Source organism: Xanthobacter autotrophicus, from assembly GCF_030015065.1.
Lineage (GTDB): Bacteria > Pseudomonadota > Alphaproteobacteria > Rhizobiales > Xanthobacteraceae > Xanthobacter > Xanthobacter autotrophicus_D.
The window spans coordinates 24,617-35,818 of the sequence record NZ_JAIVFN010000038.1; the positions used below are offsets into that span (position 1 = coordinate 24,617).

General features: G+C 69.5%; 6 protein-coding genes and 1 pseudogene. 4 read left to right on the plus strand and 3 right to left on the minus strand.

Going from position 1 to position 11,202, the window contains the following annotated elements; genetic code table 11:
- Nucleotides 1–147: 147 nt before the first annotated feature.
- From K9U40_RS10090 to K9U40_RS10100, 3 genes are all read right to left on the minus strand, one after another.
- Nucleotides 148–3,243, minus strand: a complete 3,096-nt coding sequence (locus K9U40_RS10090; protein ID WP_282890062.1) for an efflux RND transporter permease subunit — start codon at nucleotides 3,241–3,243, stop codon at nucleotides 148–150.
- Complete coding sequence (locus tag K9U40_RS10095) at nucleotides 3,240–4,349, minus strand: efflux RND transporter periplasmic adaptor subunit (protein WP_414115013.1); 1,110 nt, start codon at nucleotides 4,347–4,349, stop codon at nucleotides 3,240–3,242. Before K9U40_RS10095 ends, K9U40_RS10090 begins: the two co-directional genes overlap by 4 nt.
- Before the next feature lie 153 nt (nucleotides 4,350–4,502).
- Nucleotides 4,503–5,837, minus strand: coding sequence for a sugar porter family MFS transporter (locus tag K9U40_RS10100; RefSeq protein ID WP_282890064.1), 1,335 nt, complete (start codon nucleotides 5,835–5,837; stop codon nucleotides 4,503–4,505).
- A gap of 155 nt (nucleotides 5,838–5,992) precedes the next feature.
- On the opposite strand from K9U40_RS10100, the gene K9U40_RS10105 reads away from it, so the two are divergent.
- The 4 genes and pseudogenes from K9U40_RS10105 to K9U40_RS10120 all read left to right on the plus strand — a co-directional run bounded on the left by K9U40_RS10105 (nucleotide 5,993) and on the right by K9U40_RS10120 (nucleotide 10,797).
- Complete coding sequence (locus K9U40_RS10105) at nucleotides 5,993–7,315, plus strand: DegT/DnrJ/EryC1/StrS family aminotransferase (RefSeq protein WP_282890065.1); 1,323 nt, start codon at nucleotides 5,993–5,995, stop codon at nucleotides 7,313–7,315.
- 120 nt (nucleotides 7,316–7,435) lie between these two features.
- Nucleotides 7,436–8,809: pseudogene (locus K9U40_RS10110) on the plus strand (sugar porter family MFS transporter); the annotation flags it as partial.
- A 13-nt stretch (nucleotides 8,810–8,822) separates the two neighbouring features.
- Nucleotides 8,823–9,158 (plus strand): hypothetical protein, encoded by a 336-nt coding sequence (locus K9U40_RS10115; RefSeq protein ID WP_282890067.1) that lies wholly within the window; start codon nucleotides 8,823–8,825, stop codon nucleotides 9,156–9,158.
- The gene (locus K9U40_RS10120; RefSeq protein ID WP_282890068.1) at nucleotides 9,151–10,797 is read left to right on the plus strand and encodes a GMC oxidoreductase; all 1,647 of its coding nucleotides are present in this window, start codon (nucleotides 9,151–9,153) and stop codon (nucleotides 10,795–10,797) included. The genes K9U40_RS10115 and K9U40_RS10120 overlap by 8 nt, the downstream gene beginning before the upstream one ends.
- Nucleotides 10,798–11,202 lie beyond the last annotated feature (405 nt).

The window sequence follows — 11,202 nt, forward strand, 5'->3', positions numbered from 1 at the left end:
GTCAGTTGGCCGGGCCGTGTGGCCGGCGTGAACCTTGCGCCCGTGGCGCCGCCTCCCCTCGCGGGCGGGTCGTGCCGTGCGGCCGCCCCCCGTCGCTGTTGCCCGCCGCCGGGACGCGGCGGCGGGATCCTTGGTCCGCCGGGCGCGTCAGGCCCTGGCAGTGCCGGCGGCCGGCGACGCCGGCGCCCGCTCCGGTCCGGTATCCGGGCCGAACCAGGCGACATAGAGCGCCGGCAGGAAGATGAGGGTGAGCAGCGTGCCCACCATGAGCCCGCCCATGATGGCGAAGGCCATGGGCCCCCAGAACACGGTGGGAGCGATGGGGATCATGCCCAGCACCGTGGACACGGCGGTGAGCATGATGGGCCGGAAACGGATGGAGGAGGCGTGCACCACCGCATCCCAAACGGTCTTGCCCGCCGCGCGGTCCGCCTCGATCTGGCCGATGAGGATGACCGCGTTCTTGGTGATCATGCCGATCAGCGCCAGCACGCCGAGGATGGCCACGAAGCCCAGAGGCCGCCCCGAGGCGAGCAGCGCCGCGACCACGCCGATGAGTCCGAGCGGCGCCACCGACAGTACGATGAGGAGGCGCTGGAAGCTCTTCAGCTCGAACATGAGCACCGAGAACATGAGCAGCAGCATCACCGGCACCACCGCCACCACGGAGGCCAGCGAGGCCGCGCTCTCCTCCACGGTGCCGCCCACGGTGATGGCGTAGCCGGGCGGCAGGGTCTTGCGCAGGGCGTCGATCTTGGGATCGAGCTCGCTCACCACCCCTTCCGGCAGGATGCCGCGCCGCACGTCCGCCTGCACGGTGAGGGTCGGCACCCGGTCGCGGCGCCAGATGGCGGGATAGTCCTGGGTGTAGTCGAAGGTGGCGATCTGGCTCAGCGGCACCGTCCGCCCGCTGGGCAGCGGCACCTGGAGGGTGGAGAGGGTGGCGAGCGAGACGCGCTCCTCGTCGGTGGCGCGGGCCACCACGTTGACGAGGTAGATGTCGTCGCGCACCTGGGTGATGGCCTGTCCGGACAGCACCGTGTTGAGCACGCCGGCGAGCTGGGCGGTGGACAGGCCGAGCAGGCGCGCCTCGTCCTGGTCCACCTTGATGCGCACCTGCCGCGCCGGCTCGATCCAGTTGTAATTGACCGTCTCGACCTTGGGGTTGGAGGCCATCACGGCGGCGAGGTCGAAGGCGATGGCGCGCACCTTCTCGATGTCCGGTCCCGAGACGCGGTACTGCACCGGCCAGCCCACCGGGGGGCCCAGCTCCAGCGGCGAGACGCGGGCGACCAGCTGGGGGAAGTCCTCCGCCAGCACCTTCTCCAGCTTGGCCCGCAGGCGATCGCGGGCCGCCACGTCCTTCGCCACGATCACGGTCTGGGCGAAGAAGTCGTTGGGCAGCTGCACGTCGAGGGGCAGATAGAAGCGGATGGCGCCGCGACCCACATAGGTGGACCAGCGGGCCACGTCCGGGTCATCGGCGAGCACCGCGTCGAACGTCTGAGCCACCTTCTCGCTCTGGTAGATGGAGGCGTTCTGCGGCGAGGCGAGATCCACCAGCAGCTCGGGCCGGTCCGAGGAGGGGAAGAACTGCGAGGGGATCAGCGGCAGCGCCAGCGCCGACAGCGCGAACAGGCCGAGGGTGACGGCGATGGTGGCCCAGCGCAGCCGCAGGCAGAAGATCAGGAAGGCGCGGTAGAGCCCCATGACCCCCGTGGGCGGGGCATCGGGATCGGGGACCTTGTCCCTGGGCGGGGCCTTCAGGATCAACACCTGCATCAGCGGGGCGAACAGCACCGCCACGATCCACGACACCAGGAGCGCGATGCCCACCACGGCGAACAGGGTGAAGGTGTATTCGCCCGCCGAGCTGGCCGCGAAGCCCACCGGCACGAAGCCCGCCACCGTCACCAGCGTTCCCGCCAGCATGGCCGCCGCATAGGCCTTGAAGGCGTAGGACGCCGCCGTCACCTTGTCGTCGCCGGCGGCAAGGCGCGTGAGCGTCGCGTCGGTGGTGGTCATGGCGTCGTCCACCATGAGCGCCAGCGCGATGATGAGGGCGCCCAGCGAGATGCGCTGCATGTCGATGTGAACGAGCTGCATCAGCGCGAACACGATGGCCAGCGTCAGCGGGATGGCGAGCGCCACGATGGCGCCGGCCCTGACCCCCAGCGCGATGAACGACACCACGAGGATGATGCCCACCGCCTGCCACAGGCTTTCCATGAACTCGGCGATGGCGCTGTTCACCGTCACCGCCTGGTCGGCCACCAGATGCGCCTCGATGCCCACGGGCAGGTCGGCAATGAGGCGGTTCATGGTCTTGTCGATGTTCCTGCCCATGGCGAGGATGTCGCCGCCGTCGCGCATGGCGATGGCGAGGCCGATGGCCTCCTTGCCGTTGACCCGGAACATGGGCTGCGGCGGGTCGGCATAGCCGCGGCGGATGGTGGCGATATCGACGAGGCGGATGAGCCGGCCGTTCACCACGAAGTTCACGTCGGCGACGTCCGCCTCCGAGGTGAAGGCCCCGGACACGCGGATGGAGATGTTCTCCGCCCCGGTCTGGATCTCGCCCGAGGGGCGCACGATGTTCTGGCTCTGCAACGCCGACAGCACGGCCGCGCGGTCGATGCCGAGGCTGGCGAGCTCCCGCATGGAGAACTCGATGAAGATGCGCTCGTCCTGGGCGCCGAGGATCTCGATCTTGGAGACATCCGGCACGTGCAGCAGCTCGGAGCGCACATCCTCCACATGATCGCGCAGCTCGCGATGGGTGAAGCCGTCCGCGGTGAAGCCGTAGATGATGCCGAAGGTGTCGCCGAACTCGTCGTTGAAGAACGGCCCGACGATGCCCTGCGGCAGGGTGTGGCGGATGTCGCCGATGCTCTTGCGCACGTGGTACCAGATGTCCGGCACCTCGGCCGCCGTGGCCGAGCCCTTCAGGTGGACGAAGACAGTGGTGGTGCCGGGCTTGGTGTAGCTCTCCAGATAATCGAGCCTGGGCACTTCCTGGAGCTTGCGCTCCAGCCGCTCGGTCACCTGCCGGAAGGTCTCGTCCAGGGTCGCGCCCGGCCAGTTGGCCTGCACCACCATGGTCTTGATGACGAAGGTCGGGTCTTCCGCCCGGCCCAGGCTCTTGAAGGCCATGATGCCGGCCACCACCGAGATGGCCATGAGATAGATGATGACCGAGCGGTGCTTCAGCGCCCAGGCGGAGAGGTTGAAGCCGCCGCTCACAGCTGCGTCCCCAGAAGGCGGACCCTCTGCCCCGGATGCAGCGCCTGGACGCCGGCCGTCACCACGATCTCGGAGGGCTTGAGCCCCTCGGCCACACTTACGGTGGCGGGGCTGAAGCGCAGCACCTCCACGTTGCGCAGGGAGACGGTCTGGGCCTTGGGATCCACCACCCACACCGCCGGCTTGTCATTGAGGCGGGTGAGCGCGCTGGCCGGGATCTCGATGACCGGGCCGGTATCCACCACCACGCGGCCGATGACCGTGGTGCCGAGCCGCAGCCCCTCGGGCGGATCAATGAGGCCGACGCGCACACGGAAGGTGCGGGTGACGGGATCCGCCTGGGGCGCCACCTCGCGCACCCGGCCCGTCGTCCGCACCGCGGGGTCGCCCGAAAGGGTCACCTCCACCTCGGGATCGCCCGGCAGGGAGGTGAGAAGGGCGGCCGGAACCTCGAACACCGCGTCGCGCCCGTCCTGGCGCGCCACCTCGATCACCGGCTGGCCGGCCTGTACCACCTCGCCGGGCTCGGCCCGGCGCTGAGTGACGACACCCGCCGAATCCGCCTTCAGCTCGGTGAAGCCGAGACGGTCCTCGGCCATCCTCAGCCGCGCCTCGGCGTCCTCCACCTGCGAGCGGGCGTTGAGGAAGGCCTGCTCTGCCTGCTCGTACTGGGCGCGGGGGGTGAAGCCGCGGGCCAGCAGCTGGCGCTGGCGCTCATACTGGTTGCGGGTCTGGCTGAGATTGGCATTGGCGGCAGAAAGCGCCGCCTGGGCCGAGCGCAGGCCGTTCTGCTCGTCCTGCGGATCGAGCCGCGCCAGCACCTGGCCCGGCTTCACCCGGTCGCCCACATTCACGAGGCGCTCGATGATTCGCCCGCCGATGCGAAAACCGTAGGTGGCTTCGTTCTGCGCCTCCACCTGGCCGGTGAGGGTCGCTGAATCGCTCGCCGCGCGGCTGGTGGCGAGAACCGTCCGCACCGGCCGGGGCTCAGGTGCCTTCGCCTCAGGCGCCTCGCCGCATCCCGCCAGCAGGGCCGCGCCGAGGAGGACCACGGGCGCTCCCAATCGAACACGTCCCGAAGCCACTGCGTTCGGCGCGCGATGCATCACGTCGGCCACGGGACAACTCCTCTTTGCGCACTGCAACCGCATACCCCTATAGCGGAGGTCTCGGTGGGCGACCAGAGCGGCGGGCGACCGACTTGACGCAGCGTGATGCCCCTTTGCGGCGGTCAGGCCCTGTCGCGTCCCATGGGAGGCTCAGCCGCCGGCGCCGAGATGGCGCAGCGGACGGCCGTCGAGCACGTCGGCCTCGATCTCCTCCAGCCCCACGCGGCGCGTCTCCGGCACGAACAGCAGCGCGACCACCAGCGACAGGACGCACACCACGAAGAAGATGCCGATGGTGCCGGCGAGGCCGATGCCCTGCACCACCGACAGGAAGGTGCCGGCGACGATGCCGTTGAAAAGCCAGCTGGTGGCCGAGGCCACCGCGATGCCCCGCTCCCGGATGGCGGAGGGGAACAGCTCCGACATGAGCACATAGGGCAAGGGGCCGAGGCTGAGGGCGAAGGCGACGATGTAGGCGCACAGTCCCGCCAGCGCCACCCAGGGCCAGTCGGCCAGCGCCGCGACGATGACGGCGGCAAGGCTCGCCGCCATGGCCGCCGACCCCACGATCAAGAGCGGCCGGCGGCCGAGCCGGTCCACCAGCGCCATGGCGGCGATGGTGGCGATGACGTTGAACAGCCCCAGGCCGAAAGTGGCGGCCAGCGCCGCGACCCCCGCCGGAAAGCCCAGCTCGGTGAAGATGTGCGGCGCGTAATAGAGAATGCCGTCGATGCCGGAGAAATTCTGCAGCACGAACAGCACGCTGCACAGGACCAGCACCGCCATGGTGGCGCCGCGGCCGAGCACCGCGCGCCAGTTGGCCCCGTCCGGTGCGCGCTCCTCTCCCATCTCGGCGGCGATGCCGAGCGCGCGGGCGGCGGCCTCGGCGCGCGCGCTCATGCCCCTGGACCTGAGCCAGCGCGGGCTTTCCGGGAGCAGCAGCACGATGGCGGCGCAAGCCGCCGCGATCAGCACCCCGCCGCCAAGCATCTGCTGCCATGAGGCGCGGCCGATGAGAACAAGCGGCACCGCATATCCGATCAGGATGCCGATGGTGATGGCCAGCTGGAACAGGGAGACCACCGCCCCCCGGTGTCGCGCCGGCGTTACCTCGGCCGCATACATGGGCACCACCATGGAGGACAGGCCAACCCCGAGCCCGACGAGGATGCGGGCCGCCACCAGCATGCCCGGCCCGGCCGCCACGCCCTGTCCCAGCGGAATCAGAATGTAGCCGGCCATGGCCAGCAGCGCCGCGAGCAGGCAGGACGGCCGCCGACCGATTCGCGCCGACACCGGCGCGGCGGCGGCGGCACCCACGAAGCAGCCGACCAGGAGAGAGGTCACCACCATCTCGGTGGCGCGGGTGGACAGGGCGAAAGCCTCGGTGATGGCCCCCACCACACCCGCGATGGACGCCGTGCTGAAGCCGAAAAGGATGCCGAACAGCAGCACGAGACTGGCCGTGAGCAACAGCGTCTTCATGGATGGCTCCAGAGGTCGATCGTCGAGATGAGGTACCCCATAGCCGCTTAACGGAAAGGACTTGTAAGCTGCGGCGAGGCAGGAGCATAAGTACAGAAAAAATCCGGCCTCGACAGGTTTCAATCGATAAATCTGGCTTCAAGGGAGAGCGCCAAGTGACGGTCTCAGCCACTGCGCACGAGCACGCCAATCGTCTGGCCATCGAGGGCGGTGACCCCGTCCGCAAGGCACCGCTGCCGTGGGAGCTGCCCGGCGCCCACTGGATCGGCGACGAGGAGCTGGAGCTGGTCTCCCGCGTGGTGCGCGCCAAGAGCCCCTTCCGCTTCTACGGGCCGGACCTCCAGCACATGGTGGACACGCTCGAGAAGGAATGGTGCGCCGCGTTCGGCCACAAGCATGCGCTCGGCGTCTCCTCGGGTACGGCGGCCCTCTCCATCGCCATGTCGGCGCTGGAGATCGGCCCCGGCGACGAGGTGCTGGTGCCCGGCTATCTTTGGGTGAGCTGCGTGAGCGCTGTGGTGCGCGCCGGCGCCATTCCGCGCCTCGTGGACGTGGATGACTGCTTCACCCTCGATCCCGCCGATGTGGAGCGCAAGATCGGCCCGAATACCCGCGCCGCGCTGATGGTGCACATGAGCGGGGCACCGGGGCGTGTGGCGGAGGTCGCCCGCATCTGCCGCGAGCGCGGCATCGGCCTCATCGAGGATTGCGCCCAGACCGCCGGCGCCAGCCAGAACGGCAAGGCCGTGGGCACCTTCGGCGACGTGGGCATCTTCTCCTTCCAGCTCAACAAGAACATGACCTCCGGCGACGGCGGCATGGTGGTGACCGAGCGCGACGACCTCTATCGCCGCATCGTGGCGCTGCACGACCTCGGCTATCCGCGCAACGCCCAGGGCCGGCTCGACACCTCGGACGAGACCTGCCAGCTGTGGGGCGTGGGCGCCCGCATGTCGGAGCTGACCGGCGCCATGTGCCTTGCCCAGATGCGCAAGCTGCCGCAGATCACCGGCGCCATGCGCACCGCCAAGTGGCGCATCCGCGAGGCGCTCGCCGGCACCCCGGGCCTCGGCTTCCGCACCATTCCCGATCCGGCGGGCGACACCGGCCCCTTCCTCATCATGACCCTGAAGGACGAGGCAACCGCCCGCCACTTCGTCGATGCGCTGCGGGCCGAGGGCATCGCCGGGCCGCCCGGCTCGCTCGCCTGCCTCACCATGCGGGAATGGGGCATGCACTGGTACTCGAACATTCCGAGCCTGGTGAACAAGAGGTCGGACAGCCGCGACGGCTTCCCCTGGACCCACCCGTCCAATGCGTTCGGCGCCGGCTACAGCTACGCCGCGGGCGCGCTGGCCCATTGCGACGAGCTGCACGCCCGTGGCGCGCTGCTCACCATCGCCTCGACGCTCACGCCGCAGGACGTGGACGACATCATCACCGCCATGCGCAAGGTGGCGAAAGTGGTGCTCGCGTAGTGCGCGCCACGATCGGCCCGCATCGCAGGCTGATCGGGTCACGCGTTCTGCGTCTTGAATTTTGAGCGCGATCCGGGTCCCGCATAACGAACACCTGAAACCGCACTCCGGGAGGGGCGCCCCATGATGTACCTCATCGCCGCCATAGCCGGCATCGCCGGTGCGTTGTTCGGCTTCGACGAAGGCGTCATCGCCGGCGCCCTGGCGCCGCTGCGCCGGGACCTCGGCATCGATCCCGTCGCCGAAGGCATGATGACGGCGGCCGTGCCGTTCGGCGCCTTCCTCGGCGCCATCGTCGGCGGCCGCCTCGCTTTGGCCCTGGGCCGGCGCCGGCTGCTGCTCGCCGCCGCCGTCCTGTTCGTGATCGGCGCGCTCCTGAGCGCCCTCGCCGGGGGGCTCTGGACCCTGACCTTCGCCCGGCTGATCATCGGCCTCGGCGTCGGCGTCGCCGCCATGATGGCGCCGCTCTACATCTCCGAATGCGCGCCGGCGAAAGAACGCGGCATGCTGGTCTCCATCTACCAGCTCGCCATCACCCTCGGCATCCTCGGCGCCTACGTGGTGGGCTATGCGTTCGACGAGGCCTGGCGCTGGATGTTCGCGGTGGGCGCGGTGCCGGCCATCGCCCTGTTCCTCGGCATCTTCGTCCTGTCGGACACGCCGCGCTGGCTCGCGGTGCGCGGCCGGGAGGCCGAGGCCCGCGCCGCCCTCGCCCGCATGCGCGACAAGCCGGAAAGCGACCCCGCCGTGAAGGCGGAGTTCGAGGAGATCCGCGTCGCCGCGACCCAGGACGAGAACCGCAAGGCGCGCCTCGCCGACCTGCTCACCCCGCGGGTGCGGCCGGCGCTCATCGTCGCCATGGGGCTGTTCCTGCTGCAGCAGCTCTCCGGCATCAACGCGGTGATCTATTACGCCCCCACCGTGTTCGAGCTGTCCGGCTTCGGCTCCACCACCACCCAGATCCTGGCCACCGCCGGCATCGGCGTGGTCAACGTGCTCATGACCGTCGTCGGCATGGCCCTCATCGACCGGCTCGGCCGGCGGCTGCTGCTGCTGATCGGCTTCGCCGGCACCGCGGTGGCGCTGGGCGTCATCGCCATCGGCGCCGCCACCGGCAGCGAGATGATGGGCAAGCTCGCCCTCGGCGGACTGGTGCTCTACATCGCCTCCTTCGCCATCGCCATCGGCCCCTTGCCGTGGGTGATGATGTCGGAAGTCTTCCCCCTCGACGTGCGGGCGCTGGGCATGAGCATCGCCTCGCTGGTCAACTGGGGCTTCAACTTCCTGGTGGTGTTCAGCTTCCCGGTGCTGGTGGCCGAGTTCGGCCTCGCCGGCGTGTTCGGCCTCTATGCGGTCGTGTGCGTCGTCGGGCTTGCCTTCACCCAATGGCTGGTGCCCGAAACGTCCGGCGTGAGCCTCGAGGAGATCGAGCGTCACCTCGACAGCGGCCGGCCCCTGCGCGACCTCGGCCGCTTCACGCCGCGTCCCGCCTGAGGAGAGCCGAGCCATGGCCGCACCTGAAGCCGAAGCCGCCAGCCCCTCCGCGGCACCGCTCGATTTCGAGCGCCTCGTCGCGGCGGTGCTGCCGCTCGACCACTATCATCGCGAGCTCGAGCCGCTGCTGCCCGACCTCGCCCGCGTCGCGGCGCTCAACGACCAGCTCAACGCCGCCTTCCGGCGCATCGCGGCGCGCGCCGCCTTCACCGAGGGCGGCGAGGTCGAGCGCGCGCATCTGGGCGACGACGCGGAGACCGTGCACACCTTCTTCGAATACGTTTACTTCGCCTCGCCGGCTTTCCTGAGCACGGTGGGCGAATGGCCCCTGGGAGGCGTGCGTGGCTGAAGCAGCCCATTGCGATGTCATCGTCGTCGGCACTGGGGCGGGAGGCGGCATCCTCGCCTACGAGCTCGCCAAGGCCGGGCTGAACGTGGTCTCCCTGGAGCAGGGCGGCCAGCTGGCGGACGACCATTTCAAGCGCGTGGACCCGCCGGGCACCGCGCTCGATTTCGGCATCCGCGCCAACACGGTGTGGCCCGCCGAACCGCATGACAGCCTGTTTGTCCATCCCCTGTTCGAGAAGGGCGAGGATGGCTCCACGGGCTGGCCGGAGGGCGGCTTCCGCCATTACCAGATCGTCGCGGTGAACGGCCTGCAGAATCTCTGGAACGGCGTGAGCGTGCGCTTCTCCGAGAAGGACTTCGCCGACTGGCCGTTCCGCTATGCGGAACTGGCGCCGCACTATGACGCGGTGGAGCGCCGCATCGTGGTGTGCGGCACCACGGAGAACATCCCCGAGCTGCCGGACGGCATCTATGTGCCGCCCAAGCCCCTGCGGCCCGCCGACCAGATGATCATCGACGCGGTGAACGGCCTCGATGAGCCCTATTCCCGCGCCATTCCCAACCGCAAGGCCATCGACACAAGGCCCGACAGCCCCAACGCCTGCGTCTCCACCGGCATCTGCACCTCCGGCTGCCCCACCGGCGCGGTCTACAAGTTCACCGCGCGCCTGCTGCCGGAGATCGCCAAGCTGCCGAACTACGAGCTGCGCACCGGAGCCAAGGTGGTGCGGCTGCTGCGCGAGCCCGGTTCGCGGCGGGTCATGGGCGTGGAATACCGCGACATGGCCACCGGCGAATCCCGCCTCCTCACCGCCGATACCGTGGTGCTGGCCACCGGCGCCGTGGAGACCCCGCGCATCCTGTTCAACTCGGCCGACGACATGGCCCCGGAGGGCATGGGCAACGCCTTCGGCCAGCTCGGCCTGCGGCTCCAGGACAATCCCAAGTCCGTGCTGTCCACCTCGCTCTGGCGGCTGTGGGGCAGCGGGCGGGACTTCGACATCGGCTATGGCGACCTCCTGATCCTCCTGTCGCGCGGCACCCTGCCGGACGGGGAGGAATTCCCTTTCATCGGCCATGCCATCCACGGCGTGCCGGACGTGCCCCATTATCTTGCCGGCATGAAGCGCTTCCCGCCTTTCATGAAGGAGCGGCTCTCCCGCTTCATGTTCCACTCCTATGTGACGCTGGGCCTGTTCTGCGCCGGCGATCCCAACCCCGCCAACCGGGTGCGGCCGGCCAACAGCTACGACCGGTTCGGCGTGCGCCACGTGACCGTGGATTTCTCCTCCTCCGCCAAGGCGGACAAGATGATGGACGCCATGGAAGCCTGGGGCCGCACGGTGCTGCGCCATGCCGGGGCGACCTCCATCTATCCGTCACGGGACAATAGCGGCACCGGCATCCACTATGCCGGCACCACCGCCATCTCTGCGGACCCGGGCAAGGGCGTGGTGGACGCGGACCTGAAGTGCCACGACCTCGACAATGTCTATGTCTGCGACGGTGGCGTGGTGCCGGTGCTTCCCGACAAGCACCTCACCCTCACCATCATGGCCATGGCCCACCGCCTCGCCGGCCATCTGGCGGAGAAGGCCCGCTCCGGCGCCGCCGCTCCCGCCCAGCCGGCCCACGCCTGAACCGGCTCTGATGCCCGCCCGACGCCCCACGGGGCTTCGGGCTGCTCAGCGGTGCTGCCAGACCTTGACGGCGGACACCAGCAGGATGACCGCGAGGCCGGGCAGCAGGATCTCGCTCGGCACGAGGCCCAGCAACTGGCCGCCGAGGAGGCTTCCCGCCACGGAGCCCGCCGCCATGATGACGAGGAAACGCCGGTTGCGGCCCAGCACGGCGAAGCTGCGATCCTGGCTGTAGCGGGCAAAGCCCACGACCATGGTGGGCAGGCTGATGGCCAGCGACAGGCTGCCGGCCAGCTTGATGTCGGCACCGAACAGCATCACCAGCGTCGGGATCAGCAGCTCCCCGCCCGCCACCCCGAGCAGCGACTGTCTCTTATTACACATCTGACGCTGCCGACGACTTAA